This is a genomic window from Pyxidicoccus xibeiensis (genome assembly GCF_024198175.1).
Classification (GTDB): Bacteria; Myxococcota; Myxococcia; order Myxococcales; family Myxococcaceae; genus Myxococcus; species Myxococcus xibeiensis.
The window spans coordinates 931,006-949,157 of record NZ_JAJVKV010000002.1 but is presented as its reverse complement, the minus strand read 5'-3'; the positions used below and the strand labels follow the sequence as shown (position 1 = coordinate 949,157).

The 18,152-nt window shown below is 72.8% G+C and carries 15 protein-coding genes; 7 read left to right on the top strand and 8 right to left on the bottom strand.

Going from position 1 to position 18,152, the window contains the following annotated elements; translation table 11 throughout:
• The first annotated feature begins 10 nt into the window (after positions 1-10).
• Genes LXT23_RS11770 through LXT23_RS11760 form a run of 3 tightly spaced genes read left to right on the top strand, consistent with a single transcriptional unit; the run spans position 11 to position 4,097 of the window.
• Entirely contained in the window at positions 11-1,900 is a 1,890-nt protein-coding gene (locus LXT23_RS11770; protein ID WP_253980214.1) for a sigma 54-interacting transcriptional regulator, read from the top strand.
• A gap of 20 nt (positions 1,901-1,920) precedes the next feature.
• Positions 1,921-2,481 (top strand): hypothetical protein, encoded by a 561-nt coding sequence (locus LXT23_RS11765; RefSeq protein WP_253980213.1) that lies wholly within the window; start codon positions 1,921-1,923, stop codon positions 2,479-2,481.
• A complete protein-coding gene (locus LXT23_RS11760; RefSeq protein ID WP_253980212.1) occupies positions 2,478-4,097 on the top strand; it encodes a carboxypeptidase-like regulatory domain-containing protein in 1,620 nt (539 codons plus the stop codon). Before LXT23_RS11765 ends, LXT23_RS11760 begins: the two co-directional genes overlap by 4 nt.
• 12 nt (positions 4,098-4,109) lie before the next feature.
• Here LXT23_RS11760 and LXT23_RS11755 read toward each other — a convergent pair whose 3' ends face one another.
• The 5 genes from LXT23_RS11755 to mutL all read right to left on the bottom strand — a co-directional run bounded on the left by LXT23_RS11755 (position 4,110) and on the right by mutL (position 8,848).
• Entirely contained in the window at positions 4,110-4,622 is a 513-nt protein-coding gene (locus LXT23_RS11755; protein WP_253980211.1) for a hypothetical protein, read from the bottom strand.
• 126 nt (positions 4,623-4,748) lie between these two features.
• A complete protein-coding gene (locus LXT23_RS11750; protein WP_253980210.1) occupies positions 4,749-5,756 on the bottom strand; it encodes a tetratricopeptide repeat protein in 1,008 nt (335 codons plus the stop codon).
• Between the two features lie 109 nt (positions 5,757-5,865).
• Entirely contained in the window at positions 5,866-6,618 is a 753-nt protein-coding gene (locus tag LXT23_RS11745; RefSeq protein ID WP_253980209.1) for a hypothetical protein, read from the bottom strand.
• A gap of 17 nt (positions 6,619-6,635) precedes the next feature.
• Complete coding sequence (locus LXT23_RS11740) at positions 6,636-6,791, bottom strand: hypothetical protein (RefSeq protein WP_253980208.1); 156 nt, start codon at positions 6,789-6,791, stop codon at positions 6,636-6,638.
• A 173-nt stretch (positions 6,792-6,964) separates the two neighbouring features.
• Positions 6,965-8,848, bottom strand: a complete 1,884-nt coding sequence (gene mutL / locus LXT23_RS11735) for a DNA mismatch repair endonuclease MutL (protein WP_253980207.1) — start codon at positions 8,846-8,848, stop codon at positions 6,965-6,967.
• Positions 8,849-8,950: 102 nt separating this feature from the next.
• On the opposite strand from mutL, the gene LXT23_RS11730 reads away from it, so the two are divergent.
• A complete protein-coding gene (locus LXT23_RS11730; RefSeq protein WP_253980206.1) occupies positions 8,951-9,913 on the top strand; it encodes an SDR family oxidoreductase in 963 nt (320 codons plus the stop codon).
• Positions 9,914-9,915: 2 nt separating this feature from the next.
• Positions 9,916-11,976: a lysophospholipid acyltransferase family protein gene (locus tag LXT23_RS11725; protein WP_253980205.1), complete on the top strand. Its 2,061-nt coding sequence runs from the start codon at positions 9,916-9,918 to the stop codon at positions 11,974-11,976.
• Positions 11,977-12,035: 59 nt separating this feature from the next.
• Here the strand turns inward: LXT23_RS11725 and LXT23_RS11720 are convergent, their stop codons facing one another.
• Positions 12,036-12,911: a diguanylate cyclase gene (locus tag LXT23_RS11720; RefSeq protein ID WP_253980204.1), complete on the bottom strand. Its 876-nt coding sequence runs from the start codon at positions 12,909-12,911 to the stop codon at positions 12,036-12,038.
• Positions 12,912-13,028: 117 nt separating this feature from the next.
• A complete protein-coding gene (locus LXT23_RS11715; protein WP_253980203.1) occupies positions 13,029-15,659 on the bottom strand; it encodes a carboxypeptidase regulatory-like domain-containing protein in 2,631 nt (876 codons plus the stop codon).
• A gap of 176 nt (positions 15,660-15,835) precedes the next feature.
• Between LXT23_RS11715 and LXT23_RS11710 the strand changes: the two genes are divergently transcribed.
• Positions 15,836-16,135 carry a DciA family protein gene (locus LXT23_RS11710; protein ID WP_253980436.1) on the top strand — a complete coding sequence of 100 codons (300 nt, stop codon included), beginning with the start codon at positions 15,836-15,838 and terminating at the stop codon, positions 16,133-16,135.
• On the top strand, positions 16,132-17,655 hold the full coding sequence (locus LXT23_RS11705; RefSeq protein ID WP_253980202.1) for a CAP domain-containing protein: 1,524 nt from the start codon (positions 16,132-16,134) through the stop codon (positions 17,653-17,655). The genes LXT23_RS11710 and LXT23_RS11705 overlap by 4 nt, the downstream gene beginning before the upstream one ends.
• A 58-nt stretch (positions 17,656-17,713) precedes the next feature.
• Here the strand turns inward: LXT23_RS11705 and LXT23_RS11700 are convergent, their stop codons facing one another.
• Positions 17,714-17,947, bottom strand: a complete 234-nt coding sequence (locus tag LXT23_RS11700; protein WP_164001952.1) for a hypothetical protein — start codon at positions 17,945-17,947, stop codon at positions 17,714-17,716.
• Between the last annotated feature and the right edge of the window lie 205 nt (positions 17,948-18,152).

Below are 18,152 nucleotides of genomic sequence, written 5' to 3'. Positions count from 1 at the left end.
ACGCGAAGCCATGGCCAGCCTCACCGTCCGCTCCCCCGATGGCAAGGTCCGCTCGGTCTCCCTGCTCAAGCGCATCACCAGCATCGGCCGGGGCCGCGACAACGACGTCCAGCTCGAAGACCCGGGTGTGCCCGACAGCGCCCTGCACGTGACGTTCGACGGCAGCCGCTACGAGGTGGGCAGCCTGGGCGCCACGTTCCACGTCAACGGCAAGAAGCGCGACGCCCACGCGCTGTCCACCGGCGACGTGGTCCGCGTGGGCGGCACCGAGCTCATCTTCGCCCGCGAGGACGCGCCCCGCGCCCCGCCGCCCCCGCCCGTCACCCCGCCCCGCGAGGTGGTGCGCACGTCCAACCCGGACTCGCACACCTCGGAGCTGCCCGGCGTGCCCGGCCGCGAGCTGGTCCTGCTGCGCCGGCTCACCGCCTTCAGCGAGCGGCTGCTGGGCCTCTACGACGTGGAGCGCATCCTGGAGGGCCTGATGGACGAGGCCATCGAGGTGACGCGCGCCGACAAGGGCTTCCTCATCCTCATGGAGAGCGGCGAGCCGCGCGTGAAGGTCGCCCGCAACGTGGCCCGGGAGAACATCGAGGACGCGGTGGAGAAGCTGTCGGACTCCATCATCGCCAAGGTGGTGGCGGACCAGAAGCCGCTCATCGTCGCCGACGCGGTGGACGCCCCGGAGTTCAAGGCCAGCGAGTCCGTGGTCAACCTGCGCGTGCACTCCGTCATGTGCGTGCCGCTGATGCACAAGGGGGATTTGTTCGGCGTCATCTACGTGGGCAATGACCGGCTGGTGAACCGCTTCGAGCCCAAGAGCGCGGACATGCTCACCATCTTCGCGGCGCAGGCGTCGCTCGTCCTGGCGAACGCGATGCTGGTCAACGACCTGAAGCTGGACAACACGGAGCTGCGCCGGAAGCTGGAGGACCAGCGCTATGGCGACATCGTCGGCGCGTGCCAGGGCATGCGCGACGTGTACAAGCGCATCGACAAGATTGCGCCCACGGACATCTCCGTGCTCATCACCGGCGAGACGGGCACCGGCAAGGAGCTCATCGCCCGCGAAATCCACCGCCGCTCCCCGCGCGTCAAGGGCCCCTTCATCACCATCAACTGCGGCGCCATTCCGGAGAACCTCCTGGAGAGCGAGCTGTTCGGCCACGTGAAGGGCTCTTTCACGGGCGCGGTGGCCACCAAGGCCGGCAAGTTCCAGGCGGCCATCGGCGGCACCCTCTTCCTGGACGAGATTGGCGAGATGCCGCTCCAGCTCCAGGTGAAGCTCTTGCGCGCGCTGCAGGAGAAGATTGTCTACAAGGTGGGAGACAACCGCGGCGAGCCGGTGGACATCCGCGTGGTGGCCGCCACCAACAAGGTCCTCGAGGACGAGGTGAAGAAGAACACCTTCCGCGAGGACCTCTACTACCGCCTCAACGTCGTCACCCTGAAGCTGCCGCCCCTGCGCGAGCGCGGCGAGGACGTGGTGGTGCTGGGCAAGTTCTTCCTCCAGAAGTACGCGCGCGAGTTCAACTCCAAGGCCAAGGGCTTCACCCCCTCCGCCGCCGTCTCCATGCGGAAGTACGGCTGGCCTGGAAACATCCGCGAACTGGAGAACCGCTTGAAGAAGGCGGTGGTGTTGGCGGACAAGCCGCTGCTGGGCCCGGACGACCTGGACCTCAAGCCGGAGAACCTGGAGCCCATCATGCCGCTGCTCCAGGCCAAGGAAGAATTCCAGAAGCGTTACATCAACGAGGTGCTGGCCCGGAACAACGGGAACCGCACGAAGACAGCCAAGGACCTGGGCGTGGACCCGCGCACCATCTTCCGCCACCTGGAGAAGCTGGAGGCGGAGAAGTCGGGCCGGCCCCTGCCGCCCGAGGAGGGTGACGAGCTGCTCTAGAGGAGCGGCCCGCACGGACGATGGAAGGCACGACGCGGCGATACAGGTGGCCGGCGCTGGTGGTGGCGGCGTGGGCTGCCACGGGCTGCCTCATTCCCCAGGACGACACCCAGCTGGAGGGTGTGCCCGCCTTCATGAACCGGCCCCCCCGCATCATCGAGAGCCTGGTGTCGCCCCAGCAGCGCATCATCTCCGACTTCGGCGCGGGCGCGTGCGACCTGACCTTCGAGGTCGTCGTCGAGGACCCCGACGTGGACGACCGCATCGTCGTGCACTGGTACCTGGACTACAACCCGCAGGACCCGCGCGGGCCCTACCGGCAGTACGAGCTGTCGGGCGACTCGAGCGGGCCGCGCCGCTCGGACCGGGGCTCGCTGCTCATCAGCCTCGCGTCGGCCAACAGCCCGCTGGGCACGTCGGGCCCGCACCTGGTGGAGGCGGTGGTGTCGGACGCGGAGCTGGTCAACCGGGTGGCGCGCTCGCGCCCGGTGCAGCTGCCCGACGGCACCTTCATCGAGAACCCGGGCTACGTGACGACCTATGCGTGGGTGGTGAACACCGTGCAGGGGGACTGCCGGTGAGGCCGCCGCGCCGCGCTTCGTGGGCGCTGCTGGGGGTGCTCGCCGCCGCCGCCGGGTGCGCGCTGCTGGAGGACGAGCCGGACCCCAGCACGCTGGTGTGCCGCACGGATGCCGAGTGCGGGGCCAACGAGGTCTGCTTCCCGGACGGGTGCGGAGACCCGGGCCGGGACATCGTCGTCGAAGTGACGCCCAACCCCGAGGAGGGCCTGCACGCGCAGGACTTCCCGGTGCCCGACCTGCGGCCCGAGCAGGACCTGACGCTCTTCGGCCCCGCCAGGGTGCTGGGCCGGGTGGTGCGTGCCACGTCGCTGCCGGAGGCGGACGGGGGCGTCGCGACTCGGCCCTACTCGGAGCCGCTCCACCTGCGCGCCACCGGGCAGAGCGCCCTGCTGCCCGGCGTGGCGCGGCAGTACGACGCGACGCTGGTGCCCATCAACGGCACCTGGGCGCTGCCCGTGGGCACTGGCGACTACACGGTGACGCTCACCGCCGCGGACGCCGAGGTGCCTCCCGTCCGGGGCCTCAGCCACCTGGAGCCGGGCGCCGAGGTGCCGCTGGAGCTGGTGCTGCCCGCCCCGGACGCGGTGGCGCCCCTGCGTGGCCGGGTGGTGAGGCAGGGGGACGTGCTGGTGGACTCGCCGCTGGAGGTCCAGGCCCTGGACGCGGACCTGACGCCGCTGTCCCAGCGCGTGCCGGTGGTGCGGGGCTCGGGGGACTTCACCCTGGTCATTCCGGCGGAGGCGGCGCAGCGCTCCGCCATCCTCGTGCGGGTGACGAGCGCGGGCAGCACGCCGTGGGTGCCGCAGAAGACCTTCACCGTGGACCCGCGCGCGCCGCTCACCGAGCCGCTGGAGCTGGGAGACACGGGCGACCCGGTGCGGCTGACGGGCCGGGTGGTGGGCCCGGACGGCAGGCCGGTGCCGGGCGCCACCGTGGCGCTGCGCGGAGAGGTCGCCGGAGGGGGCACGTTCCACGGTCCGCTCGCGACCACCGGCACGGACGGACGCTTCGGGGTGGACACGCTGCCGGCGGTGCCCGGGGGGACGCTCCAGCTGGTGGTGGTGCCGCCCTCCGGCCTCGCCGCGGGGCTCACCGTGCTGCCGGTGGAGGTGCCCGCCACGGGCGCCACGCTGCCGGACATCGTCTGCGCCACCCGGCGCGTCGTCAGCGGCGACATCCTCCTGCCGGACAGCACGGAGGCCGCGGCCGGCGTGCGCGTGGTGGCCGAGCCCATCGACGAGGTGCCGGGCTGGCCCCGGCCTCCGGGCGGAGGCGAGGCGCTGGGCACCACGAATGACCAGGGGACGTTCGTGCTGAGCCTGGACCCGGCCGTGTACCGGGTGGACTTCCTGCCCCCGGACACCCGCCCCCGCGTCAGCCGCGTCATCACCGTGCTGCCCGGTGACGACACCGAGCCGCAGGAGCTGGCCACATTCTCCCTGCAGAAGGGCCGCACCGTCACCGGCCGCGTGACGGACGGCGCGCGGGCGCTGCCGTATGCGTCCATCCGCTTCTACCGGGTCGTCACGCTGGAGGGGCGGCCCACGACGGTGCTGCTCGCGCAGACGGTGTCGGACCACCAGGGCCGCTACACCGCCCTCATCCCGGTGCGCTGAGCCCTTGCTGGCTCAGGGGAGCCGGCCGGCACCGGGGCTGCGCTTCGCGGTCTCGAAGGCGTCATGCAGCGCGTCCACCGCGCCGCCCACCTCGCCCGCGTACTGCACCGCGTGGATGGTGTAGAGGTCCTGCACGCCCTCCAGGCGACGGAAGACGGCGCGCAGGGGCTCGCGCTCCCTCGAGTTGAGGGCGCACTCGGACTCGCGCTGGCGCAGCCGCTCCAGCCACGCCGTCCGGAAGCGCATCCACTCCTGGTCCACGTCCTGGGCGGGCGACACGTTCACCAGCTTCTCGCGCCCGGACTCCAGCTCCGTCCACAGCGTCCGCGCGCCGTCCAGGCACTCGCGGAAGGTGAGCGCCTGGGTGGCGTTGGGCGGCTTCTCCGGCGTCATGGCCGCCACCGAGCGGCCCACGCTCCAGAGAATCCAGATGGAGAAGAGGGTGGTGAGGAGGATGTACACCCCATACGCGGCACCACGGTAGCGGCGGAAGCGGGGGTCTTTCCGGGGGTCGGGAGCGGACACGGGGCCCAGGTCTTACGACCGTGGACCCCGTGTGGCAACGCTTCCGTGTTCCCACCGTTGACGGGTGGGAGGTGGCGCGTCCCCCACCGTCCTCCGGTGGGGGTGGGACGACACCGCGTGGCCCGACTACTGGCCCGCGGGGGTCGCGACCTGCGCGGGGGCGGCGGCGGGCGCGGCGCCCGGGGCAGCGGCGGCGGCCTCCGGGTTCATGACGCGCTTCACCGTGGCGATGCGGCCCCGGTACTGCGGCTGGTACTGGCTGTTCGGGTAGGTGCCGGCCGCGTCACGCGCGGTCTCCAGCGCCTTATCGAACTGGCCGACCTCCTGGTACGACTGGGCCAGCAGCAGCATGGCGTAGTCACGCGTCTTGGAGGCGCGGTCGCCCTCGACGAAGCGGGCCAGCAGGGGCACGGCCTTGTCGTGCTTGCGCGTCTGGTTGTACGCCGTGCCCAGGAAGAAGGACGCGTCCAGCGCCTGCTCCTGCGGCGGGTTCATGGCCAGGAAGCGCTCCATCTCCGTCACGACGACGTCCATCTCGTTCTTGCGGAAGGCAATCTTCCCGCGCTCGAAGGCGGCGTCGCCCGTCTCGCGGCGGAGCACGGCGGCGCGGTCGTTGAGGGCCTGGCGCTCCAGGGAGCTCAGGCGGGACGTGTCCAGCTTCACCAGCGCGTCGATGCCCTTGAGGCGCTCGTCACCGGGGAGGTTGGTCATCATCTTGTAGACTTCGGACGCGGCGCGCTGGGCCGTCTGGTGCGTCGCGGTGTCCGCGCGCTGCTTCTCCAACTGCCCGGTGAGGTCGGCGACCATCTTCTCCAGGCGCTCGCGCTCGCCCGTGGCGCTGGAGCTGCGCGCGCTGGTGATCATCAGCGCGGCGCCCACGGCGATGACGGCGAAGAGGACGTAGGCCGCGGCGGAGGAGATCCACTGCCGCTTCTGGAAGTCCTCGTGGCGCTTGCCCACCGCCTTCACCTCCGCATGGAGGTTCTTCAGCAGGTTGTCGCTCTTGATGACGAGGTTGCGGGCCTCGACGATCTCACGGCGGAGGTCCGCCAGCTCCTTCTCAACGTCTGTCTTGGGCTGCTCTGGCATGGACATCTTCCTGGGCGTGGAAACGATCTCGGCCGACTCACGCATCGTAAAGAGTTCTCCCGGGCGTATGGCGATAATTTCCGGAGCGGAACACCGCCGTCACGGCGGTCCATTTCCGGTAGCCGACAGCCCGAGTCTCGACCGCCTGCCCGCTCTACAGGCCGGAGGGCAAGGGCCGGGTGGGCTCCGCCGGGAAGCTGTAGGTGACGCCCAGGGTGAGCCAGTTGCCGCCCGTGCTGAAGGAGCTGGTGGGCGGCTTCTCGTTGCCCGGCTCCAGGGGGTGGACCACCGGCCCGCGCGCGAAGGCCAGGCGGTACTCCGCCGTGAGGCCCCAGCGGGGAGACAGGCGCAGGGTGGCCCCCAGGGAGCCGACCCACGCCTGGGTGGTGGCCTCCTGGACCTTGTCCCCCTGGCGCTTCGAGGAGACGAGCGAGGGCCCGGTCAGGATGCCGGCGAAGGGCACCAACCCGTACGGCCCCACCTCGGGCAGCACCGTCTGGAAGCGCAGCCCCACCAGCGCGCCGAAGCTCAACGTCTCGAAGCGACGCTCGGTGATGACGTCCGAGCCCGCCTCCCGCTCGTTGAGGTACAGCCGCCCGCCGGTGGCGAACAGGTCAATGCCCAGTTCCACCATGTCGGTGATGGCGAAGGCGAACGAGCCCACCACCAGCGGCCCTCCCGCCGCCTCGCGGGCGCGCGGCAGCCCCGCGTTCAAGGGGCGCCCGTACCAGCTCGTGTAGAGCGTCTCGTTGGAGGTGACGCGCCAGCCGCCCTGGATGGAGATGCGCCCCACCCCATTCAGATCCGTGGAGACCTCCTCGGCGGCGTCCTCGGGCGCCTGGGCGTCCTGGGCGAAGGCGGGGGCGGCGAGCAACAGGGAGAGCGTCGGCAGGAGGCGGCGGAGCATCGAAGGGAACTCTGGCGTCAGGGACGCTTGGGGCACAGCGCGATTTCCAGGAAGGTGGTCCGCTTGCGGCGCAAGGTGGCCAGCAGGCAGCGCATGGCGCAGCCGGCGCCATACTCGCGGAGCACCACACCCAGGTTGGCGACCACGTCCCGCAGGGTGATGACGCCGTGCATGTGCCCGCTCCCGTTCGTTGCCGTGAGTGCTCGTGCCGTACGTCCTTGCTGGGTCCGCCCCGTGCTACAGGCGTGTGGCGCACGGTAGCAGCGACCTCCCACGCGTCAATTTTCCGGACGCGCAAGGGCCCGGCGCGACTGGGGATTCCGGCCGCCCGGCTCGGACACAGGCGTCAGCGGGCGCGGCGCTCCAGCTCCAGCAGGGGCATCTCCAGCACCACCACCGTGCCGTGGATGCAGGCGGGGTGGAAGTCCGCGCGGTCCAGCTCGCCGAGCAGCGCGCGGAACTGCGCGTCGGTGAGCGGCGAGGCCCCGGCGCGGCGCGCGGCATGGCACGCCATCACCCGCACCGCCTCCGCCAGCGAGACGGCGTCCAGGGTGGCCCCCTTCGGCGGGAGCGCGCGGGCCAGCGCCTCCAGCAGCGAGCGTGCGTCCACGCCCTCCAGGCCCGGAGGCACCGTCTTCAGCGCCACCGTGGTGCCGCCGAAGGGCTCCAGGTCGAAGCCCAGGCGGGACAGGGCCTCGCGCCCCTCCACCAGCGCCTTCGCGGCCGGCACCGGCAGTTCCAGCGTAGTGCCGAACAGCGACGGTGGCGGAGGCGCCTTCGCGTCGTCCAGCGCGCGCAGGTAGCCCGTCAGGCGCGCGCGCTCCAGCGCGGCGTGCGGGTCCAGCACCACCAGCGTGCCGCCCGGGCCCTCGCACACGTGGAAGCGGCCGCCCAGCAGTCCCAGGGGCCGCAGCGCGGCGAAGTAGCCCGGCGGAGGCGCCTCGTTGAGCTGGGGCTGCGCCTGTCCGAAGGCCGGCGCCTGGCCCGGGCTTGCGGCGAAGGGCAGCGCGCCCGGCGCGGCGCCCGGAGGCATGTTCCCCGGCACATAGGGCCCCAGCGGCGCCCGGCCGCTCCCGGCGGGCCCGGCCCCCGGCGCATCCATGGCGGTGGGCAGCGGCGCGCCCCAGGTGGCCTCCTGCGCGCGGGTGAGGAAGCGCTCCACGGCGAGCGCGTAGTGGGCGGCCTCGCGCGGCTGGCCCGGCTGGGGCGCCCCACCCTCCGGCACGGCGCCCAGCCACGGGGCGGCGCGCAGCATGCGGGTGAGCGCGGCCGTCACCGCCTCCTGCACGCCGCGCGCGTCGGCGAAGCGCACCTCCTGCTTCTGCGGGTGCACGTTGACGTCCACCGCGCGCGGGTCCACGTCGATGTGGAGCACGACGACGGGCTGGCGGCCCGCGGCGAGGAAGTCCTGGTACGCGCGCTGGACGGTGCCGATGAGGCCCCGGTCCCTCACGTAGCGGCGGTTGACGTAGGTGTAGAGGCCGCGCGCGTTGTTGAAGGTGAACTCGGGCGACGCGGCGTAGCCGGTGACGGCGATGCCCAGCCGCCGCTCCTCCACCGGGAACAGGTGCGGGTGCGCGGTGGGGCCCAGGGCCGCGGCGATGCGCTCGCGCGGGTCCTCCGGGCAGGCCGCGCTGGAGAAGAGCGTGGCGCCGTCGTGCGAGGCGAAGAAGCCCACCTCCGGGTACGCCAGCGCCAGGCGCACCACGGCCTCCTCCGCGTGCTTCAGCTCGGTGTCCCCGCGGCGCAGGAACTTGCGGCGCGCGGGCACGTTGAAGAACAGGTCCTCCACGCTGATGACGGTGCCCGTGCGCGGCGGCGCGTCCTCCACCACCGGCGCCCCTCCCCCCTCCACCGTCACGCGCGTGCCCACGTCCGCGCCCACCTCGGCGGTGTGGAGTGTGAACCGGGAGACGGAAGCGATGGCCGGAATCGCCTCGCCCCGGAAGCCCATGGAGTCGATGTGGAAGAGGTCGTCCAGCTCGCGCAGCTTGCTGGTGGCGTGACGCTCCAGGCAGGCCACGGCGTCCTGCCGGCCCATGCCGTGCCCGTCGTCGGAGACGATGATGCGGTCCACGCCGCCGCCCTCCAGCTCGACGCGCACGGTGCTGGCACCCGCGTCGAGCGAGTTCTCCACCAGCTCCTTCACCACGGAGGCGGGGCGCTCCACCACCTCACCGGCGGCAATCTTGTTGATGAGGACGTCACTCAGACGCGCGATGCGGGCCATGGCGATCGTTCACCCTCCGCCACCCAAAGGACGTTGTCCAGCGAGTCGGCACGGGTGGCGGCTGACATTCCCGGGCGTCTGGGCTAACACCCGCCACCGCGTATGGACGTGTCACGACCAGGCAAGGGGCGGCTGCGCGTCGCCGTCACCGGCGCGAGCGGCGACTACGGGAAGCTGCTGCTCCAGCGGCTGGAGCGCGACCCGGACGTGGAGAGCATCCTGGTACTGGACGTGGCACGTCCTGAAGGTGCCAAGGTGGAGTACCACCGGGTGGACCTCACCCGGTACGACGCGGAGGCGGAGCTCACGGACGCGCTCAGCGAGCGCCCCGTGGACGCGCTCTACCACCTGGCCTTCCTGTACGGCCCCATCCGCAGCGGCTCGCTGGCGCACGAGCTGGAGGTCATCGGCACCATGAACGTGCTGACGGCCTCAGGCCGGGCGCGGCTGCCGCGGCTGGTGGTGCCCTCCATGACGGCCGTCTACGGCGCGCGCGGCAACAACCCCGCGCTCTTGCGCGAGGACTCGCCGCTGCAGGGCTGTCCGCACAGCCGCTTCGTCACCGACAAGGTGGAGGTGGAGGGCCAGGTGCGCGCCTTCCGCGAGCGGCACCCGGACATGCGCGTGCTGGTGCTGCGCTTCGCGCCGGTGCTCGGCCCTTCGGTGGACAGCCCCGCCACGCGCCTGTTGAAGCGCGACCTGGTGCCCACGCTGCTGGGGTTCGACCCGCTGTGGCAGGGCCTGCACGAAGAGGACGCCGGCCGGGCGCTGCACCATGCGCTGCGCGCGGAGGCCTCCGGCGAGTTCAACATCGTGGGACGGGGCGTCCTGCCGCTGTCCGGCCTCATCCAGCAGGCGGGTGGCCGGCCGCTCCCCCTGCCGGGGCCGCTCTTCCGGGCCGCCCTGCACACGCTGGATGTGGTGGGAGCGGCCACGTTGCCCGTGGCCCTCCTCGACTACATCCATTACTCGTGGGTCGCGGACGGCGAGCGCGCCGGGTCCGTGCTCGGCTTCATTCCCTTCCATCACGTCAGGGACGCCGCTGCGGCGCTGAGGAGGAGCTAGTCATGGCCAAGGGTGTCCTCGGGAATGATCCCTTCCAGCGCGGTGCCGCGTCCCGCGACGGCGAGCCCGCCGGCGGTGCGAAGGACGCCGACAGCGCGAGCACGCGCTCCGGGCGCAAGGCCGCCGCGAAGAAGTCCGCGCCGGCGAAGCAGTCCTCACGGGTGAAGGAGGGCGGAGGCAAGGCGGCCTCCGCTTCCGGGAAGAAGCCCGTGGCGGCGAAGGCGGACGGCTCGGCCGGCAAGGGGCGCAAGGCGCCCGCGTCACGGGAGCGCAAGCCCGCGGCCGGCGGCAGCGCGCCGCGTCCGTCCGACTCCGCGCGCATGACGGAAGAGGAGCCGGGGCTGCCGCTGCGAGAGCCGGCCGCGCCCGTCACCCCGCGCCGGCCGCCTCCGGCGCGCAAGCCGGTGCTGTCGGACGAGGCAGGCGCTCGCACCCCGAAGCAGCGGGAGGTGGACCACGCGCTGGCCGAGGCGCTGGCCGCCGAGGTGGCCGAGGCCACGGCGAAGGTCGCGGTGGACGAGGCCCTGGAGCGCCAACATGGCCAGGGCCCCGAGGCGGACGTCGACCGGCTGATGGCCACGGAGCTGGCCACCGAGCTGGCCGAGGCCGCCGTGGAGGAGGTGCTGGACCACAGCCCCTCCACGCAGCGCCCGGAGCGTGAGCGCGAGCTCGCGGCCACCGTCGCGGCGCAGGTGGCCGAGGCCGCCGCCGAGGTCGTCGTGGCCGAGGTGCTGGACCGCCATGCCGCCGCGCAGGCCCGGGGCTCCGCCGAGGACTTCGACGACGAAGCCTCCGAGTCGCCCGACGGCGACGAGGACGGAGAAGGGCTCGAGCCCGACGGCGCCTATGACCTGGAGGCCGAGGCCGAGGGAGGCTTCGGCCCCGCCGGGGACGACGAGCGCGACGACGAGGAGGACGAGGACGACGCGGAGGACTCCACCTGGGACACGTCCGGGATGGAGCTGTCCGTGACGCTGTCGGTGACGGAGGCCAGCGGCGACGGAGACACGTCGGGGCTGGAGCCAGAGGTGGAGGTGCCGGACGCCACGCGTGACGAGTTCCCACCGGGCCGCCGGGGGCCGCTGTCCCTGGTGCCACCGCCCCACGCGAGCGAGACACCGAGCGAGCCGTTCTTCACCGAGCAGGTGCGCGAGCCCGAGGCGCCGCGTCCGCTCGCGCAGCGGGCCGCGGGGATGCTGTCGCTGGCAAGGGACATCGCCGGCCAGGCGCTGGCGAGCGAGGGGCTGGGCCGGGCCATGGGCGCGATGAACGGGCTGATGGGCGCGGTGCGCGCCGGGCTGGGCACGGGCGGTGGCGCCAGCATCGACGAGTACGGCAAGGACCCGTCGCTGGTGGAGCGCCTGGACCCGGTGCTGGAGTTCCTCTACTCGCAGTACTGGCGCGTGGCCGTGCAGGGCGTGGACCACGTCCCGCGCGGCGCGGCCATCCTGGTGGCCAACCACTCGGGTGCCCTGCCCTACGACGGGCTGGTGATGTCGCTGGTCATCTCGCGCGAGCGCCCGGACCTGCGCGAGGCGCGGTGGCTGGTGGAGGACCAGGTCTTCCACGCGCCCGTGCTGGGCACGCTCTTCAACCGCCTGGGCGCGGTGCGGGCCTGCCCGGAGAACGCGCTGCGGCTGCTCGACGAGCAACGCCCGCTGGTGGTCTTCCCGGAGGGCTACCAGGCCCTGAGCAAGCCCTTCGCGGAGCGCTACAAGCTGAAGCGCTTCGGGCGCGGCGGCTTCGTGAAGCTGGCGCTGCGCACCGGTGCCCCCATCGTCCCGGTGGCCATCGTCGGCGCGGAGGAGACGTCCCCGCTGCTGGGCCGCCTCCCCGCGTCCTTCCTCGGCCTGCCCTTCGTGCCGCTCACCCCGCTGGGGCCGCTGCCCCTGCCCGCCAAGTGGAGCATCCGCTTCGGTGAGCCCATGAGCATGGACGGCCTGTCCCCGGAGGCCGCGGAGGACCTGGGCGAGGTGCAGCGCCTCACCGAGCGCACCCGCGAGTCCATCCAGGGCATGCTCCAGTCGCTGCTGCGCGAGCGCCGCTCGGTGTTCGCCGGCTGAGACGACGGGGGGCCCGGGGCTTCCGGAACGCCGGAGCCCCGCGGGGCTGGGAGCCGTGCTCAGCCCACCACGCGGTTGCGGCCGGCTGTCTTCGCCTCGAAGAGGCGCTCGTCGGCCGTGCGCACCAGGTCCGCGGGCTCGCGGTGCTGGGGCTCCAGCGTGCAGATGCCGAGCGACACGGTGACGGGGATGACCTGCCGGTCGAACTCGAAGCGCTGCTTCTCCACCAGGCGCCGCACCTTCTCCGCGAGCTGCCGCGTGCCGCCCAGCGACACCTCGGGCAGGAGGATGGCGAACTCCTCGCCGCCGTAGCGCGCGAACACGTCCTCGCGGCGGATCTTCGTGCGCACCGTGGACGCGAGCTGCTTCAGCACCGAGTCCCCGGCCAGGTGCCCGTACCTGTCGTTCACCTGCTTGAAGTGGTCGATGTCCAGCAGCACCAGCGACAGCACGCGCTCGTAGCGCCGGCTGCGGGACAGCTCGCGGTCCAGCTGCTCGTCGAAGTAGCGGCGGTTGTAGATCTGCGTCAGGCCGTCCATGGTGGTCAGCCGGTAGATCTCGTCGTGGTACGCCGCCTCGATGTTGCCGCCGGCGATGTACTTGAAGATGGTGCGGCCAATCTTCACCAGGTCGCCGTTGCGCAGCTCGCGCCCGCCTTCCACCAGCTCGTCGTTGATGAACGTGCCGTTGGTGGAGCCCAGGTCGCGGATGCGCACGCCCTCGCGCGTGTTGGTGATGCCCGCGTGGTTGCGGCTCACCGACTCCTGGTCGATCTGGATGTCCGCCTTGGAAGAGCGCCCGATGAGCGTCTCCTCGCGCGTGAGGTCGAACTTCCGCCCCAGGTCCAGGCCGTAGATCACCACCAGCGCCGCGTCGAGGTTGACCGGCCGGTCGGAGATCTTCGAGATGACCGTGACGACCGTCTCCTTCTGCACCCTGCCTCCCGGTAGCCCAACGGTATCACCCGGTAAATCCTGAAAGCGAATCTCACTGCGGGAGCCCGGGTGGGGAACTCCCGCAGGTGGAGCGGCGACCTACCACGTCCTACGCCATCACGGGATATCCACGCCACGCACGGCGGTGACGGGCGGGCGCAGGGGGATGCCTGCGGGGTCCGCCAGCTCCGCCACCAGCCTGACGCCCGTCCCCGAGCAGCCAGGTGGGAGCTGCAGCTCCACCTCCCCGTCCCCCTTGGGGACGGCCTGGTCTCCGGTCAGCACCGTGCCCTCGCAGCCGGTGCCCCCGCGCAGCACCAGGCGCACCTGGCCGTCCACGGGGCTTCCCGGCCCGGTGCTCGGGCCCACGCGGAAGCCCGTGACGCGCACCCGCACGGCGCTGCCGCGGACGAGCCGCTGGCCCTCCAGCTCCGGGAAGAGCCACGCCACCTCCGGGCGCCCCACGTCCAGCGAGGCCATCGCACGCGTGAGGTCGCCCAGGCGCTCCCACCCGGGGCCCTCCGCCGCGGCCAGGCGGGCCGGCCCCAGGCCGTCGCCCGGGGCGGTGTCCGCCGTCACCGTCAGCACCTCCACCAGGAGCGACGCGCGTGAGCCCTCGAGGTCACCGGAGTACGTGCGGTCCTCGAAGGGGGCGGGCACGCGGGGCACGCGCAATCCCTCACGGGCCTGCTGCGGCGTCGCCACCACCGTCCACCGGCGGCCGGAGCGGGTCGTGAAGACGACGCGCACCAGCGTGGCCTTCGCGTCCACGTCCGCGCGGAACTGGCGGCCGGCCAGGCCTCCGTACGTGGCGGTGTCGAAGTTGTAGCGGGCGTCCTCGGGGAGCTGGAGGAAGGCCGTGCGCAGCTCCACGGGCCTCGCGCCCGGCGGGTCGAAGGTGGGCCCGGCCAGGTCGGCCAGCAGCGTGGTGGTGGCCACGGCGGAGGCCGCGTCCTCGTCGCGCGGGCCCGAGGTGGCGGACACCACGAGCCGGTACGGCTGGCCCTCCAGGCCTCCATGGGCGGGGGCCATGCGAAGCAGGATGAGCCCGGGGCCGCCCAGCCGGTTGTCCACCCAGTCCGTGTTGGGGTCCCTGGGGTTGAGATTCGGGGCGGCGCCCAGTCCCAGCGGCACCCGTCCCCGGCCCGGCGCCTGCACGGTGGCCAGGACGTAGGCGCGGTTGAGGTACAGGCCCCGGAAGCGTGGCAGCGCCGGCACCCGCACCGCGAAGGGGAAGGCCAGCCGCACCCCGCCCTCCGCGAAGGACTCGGTCCGCGAGAACTCCACCGCCGCCAGGTCCGGCTCGCCGGAGGCACCGAGGGGCGTGGACGCAAGGGTGAAGCGCGTGTCGCGCAGCACCGTCGACTCGAAGGTCTGCGACCACGGCAGGACGCGCCCCAGCAGCAGCAGCGCGTCCCCGCCCTGCTGCAGCCCGGTCAGGGGCACCTGACGCAGGGGCAGCTCTCCGGTCAGCGCCCATGCGACGCGGGTGCCGCACGCGCCGGTGCGCACCCCGAGCTCCGGCTCCAGCACGTCCGCCAGCGGTGCATCACAGACGCCGGCCACGCCGGGCGCGGCCACCTCCAGCGGAGGCGTGCCGGCCAGCCAGATGGCCACGGAGGACGGCAGCCGCAGCGGGCTCCGGCTGCTGCCCGCGCCGACCTGCACCTCGCGCTCCGGCCCCAGCAGCGTCTGCGGTGCCGCGTCCGAGGGGAGGCCCGGCAGCGCCAGGCCCGTCAGCGCCAGCCGCAGCGACGCGACCTCCGGCGCCTTCGGGTCGGCGAAGGTGCCACGCACGCCACCGAAGCGGTCCAGCGGGTTGCGCCGCAGGGCCAGCCGGAGGTCACGGGTGCCCGTCGCGTCATGGCCCGCCAGCGTGAGGTACCCGTAGTCGGCGTGGAAGACGGACAGCGACACCTCGCCCGTGGCCGGCACCCAGGCCGCGCCCTCCGGGCCCGTCACCGCGCTGGCCGTCACGACGCCCGCGGCATTGGACACCGCCACGGTGGCGAGAGGCAGCGGGCGGCCCGTCAGCTCGTCCACCGCCAGCACGCGCACGCCTCCCGGTGGCACCTCCGCGGGCAGCACGGTGACGCGGGCGCGGCAGGTGACGTTGCCCACGCGGGCCTCCACCGCGTCGCGCTCCACGCCAGGCTCGGCGAGGACGAAGGTGGCGCGCACTCCCTCACCGCCCCCCGTCACCTCCCGCGAGCGCGCCTGCCACGTCACTCCGGCGCGCGGCACCACCGGCGCGCCCCGAGCATCCCGGGCCCACACGTGGAAGACCATGGACAGGCCCGGACGGCCGACGACCACGTCCGGCGTCACCTCGCAGGCCGCCGCCGTCTCCGCGGCTGGAGCCGGGATGCACGCCCCATCCCGGCACACCGTGCCCGCATACCCGGCGCAGTCCGCGTCGGCGGCGCACACGGCGGGCATGCACCGGCTCATGTCGCACTGGCAGCCCAGCGGGGAGTCGTCACATTGGGGCAGCGCGTACTGCTGGCCCCGCCGCTCCCGTGCGCAGTCGGTGCGGATGCGACACGCGGGCTCGCAGCGCGAGGCCACCGTGTCACAGAAGAAGATCGCCGGGTCCGGACAGTCCTGGTCCACCGCGCAGCTCAGCGGCGGCAGGGGTGGAGGCTCGGGGATGGCGGGCCCCGGAGCCTCGTCCGCCGCGCAGCCGGCCAGGGCCAGCAGCACGCAGGCGAGGCCGGCCAGCAGGTGGGTGCGCGGTGAGAGGCTCATGCGATGCGACTCCAGGGGGACCGTCCGCGACCTTACAGGCTGGCAGCCCGCTGTGCGACGGTCCATGACACCGTCCGCCGTCCTTCCGACAGCGACGGTGCCCGCCCGCCCGCTGTTCACCCTCACGGCACAATCGCCGGTTGGCTTTCCGGTGGCAGGGAACCATGATCGCCCCCATGGCGCGCAGCGAGCCCAAGACCCTGGAAAGCCTCCTTCCCCGTGTGCTGGCGCGCCTCGCCGGAGAGTCCGGCCGTGGCCATGCGCTGGCGCCGGTGTGGGCCTCGGTGGTGGGGGCCAACCTGGCCCGTCATACCTCCCCACACGCCCTGTACGGCACCACGCTGGTGGTGGCTGTCGAGGGCGAGGCGTGGGCGCAGTCGCTGGAGGCCGAGTCGGCCTCGCTGTGCGAGCAGCTCAACGCGCGGCTGGGGCCGGGCACGGTGACGGCCCTCACCTTCCGGGTGCAGCCGCGATGATGGCCGTCCTGGCGCTCGGCGTGCTGCTGGCCGCGACGCCGGCTCCGGCACCCTCGCCCGTGGACGCCATGGAGCGTGAGGCCAACCAGCACGTGGTGCGCGAGTTCGAGCGCGTGGGCCGGCGCGCCCCTTCGCGGGACGCGGCGCTGGCGGCGGCGGCGCGGCGGCTCGCGCGGGAAGCCCTCACCGAGTACCCCACCGGCGCGCCGGACCTCTTCACGCTCACGGAAGCCGTCAGCGACGCGGGGGCTTCGGACCCGTCGCCGCGCACGCTCGTCATCCGCGCGTGGGCGCACCGCCATGCGGTGGAGACCTTCCTCGCCCGCGCGGACTTCAACGTGGAGCGCGCCTCCCACTTCGGCGTGGGCATGGCCCTGGACGGCGAGCGCGCCGCGCTGCTGCTGCTGCTGGCGGACCGCAAGGCGGAGCTGCAGCCCTTCCCTCGCACCCTTCCCGGAGAGAAGGCCGCGCGCACCCTCTGCGGCAGCCTGGTGCCGCCGCTGCGCAAGCCGGAGCTGTACGTCACGCGTCCGGATGGCGAGGTGGACCAGGTGCCCATCTCCCGCCGGGGCGGCGACTCGCACTTCTGCACGCGCCTGGAGCTCTCCACGCCCGGCAGCTACACGGTGGAGGTCGTGGGCCGTGGAGAGGGAGGCCCCGAGGTCGCCGCCCTCTTCCTCACCCAGCTCGGCGAGCCCCGGAAGCGGGACTCGCGCGCGCAGGACGTCGAGCCCACCACGCTGCACGACGCCCGCGTGGCCGTGTACGAGCGCATCAACTCGCTGCGCAAGGCCCACCGCCTGCAGCCGCTGGCGCCGGACCCGGTGCTGGAGGGCGTGTCCCAGGCCTACAGCGACAAGATGTCCGCCGAGGGCTTCTTCGCCCACGTGGCCCCGGACGGCTCCACGCTGACGAAGCGGCTGCCAGCCGACGCGCGCTATGTGCGCGCGGGGGAGAACCTGGGCCTCGCGTCGGGGCCGCTCGCGGCGCACTTCGGCATCGAGCACAGCCCCGGCCACCGCCGCAACCTGCTGGACCCGGGCTTCCGCTTCATGGGTGTGGGTGTCGCCTTCCAGAAGGTCGGCGGGCGGGACGAGGTCATCCTCACCGAGGTCTTCACCGCCGCGTCACCGTCGACGCAGGAGCCGGACGACCCGAGGCAGGAGGCCTACGACGTGCTCACCCGCTGGCGCGCCACGCGCAAGCTGCCGCCCCTGGAGCGCAGCGCGGCGCTGGAAGCGCTGGCAACGGCCCACGCGAAGCGGGCGCTGGAGCTGGACCAGCCCTCGGCGCAGCCCGGTGAGAATCCACTCCACGAGCGCGCCTTCCAGGCCCTGCCGGACGCGGGGACGGTGGCGGTGGATTTCTTCGTCGTGTCTGACCCGACGGCCCTGCCCGAGTCGCGCAGCCTCGCGGATGCCACCCACAACCGCGTGGGCGTGGGCGTGGTGCGGGGAGACTCCCGTCGCTTCGGCAAGAAGCAGTACTGGGTCGCCGTCATCTACGCCGCGGTCCACTGACGTGGCGCCCCTGTCCCAACACAGGGGCTGCCCCGGGACCAGGACACATTCAGGACTGTCAGACGGGACGGCGCTGCGTGGCGTAGGCCTCGAGCCCCATCTGGGGCGGCGCCACGTGCTGGTACATCGGGCACTTCATGCACGTGAAAGACTGCCAACCCCGCCGGACGGCCTCGTCCAGACAGTTGTCATAGTGGTGGCAGTTCAGGTTGCGATGCGTCTCGACGCCGGCACGCTTCGGCCCGGCCTCGGGGTTGATGGTTTGCGGCAGATCGGCTGGACACGGCTTCATGGAGCCCTCCCTCTGAGCTGATTCCCCCCCCGAGCGCTGTGAACGAGCAGTGCTACCGGACGACGGACCCGCCTACGCAGCGGGTGGACCGGAGTGGCGCGTTACGGCCGCGCAAACTAGTGATTCACTCCAGGTGTTGCAATGGGCCGACGTTTCCTACCCAAGAGCACGTAATCGTCTGGACTCTTTCAACGAATGTTGACGG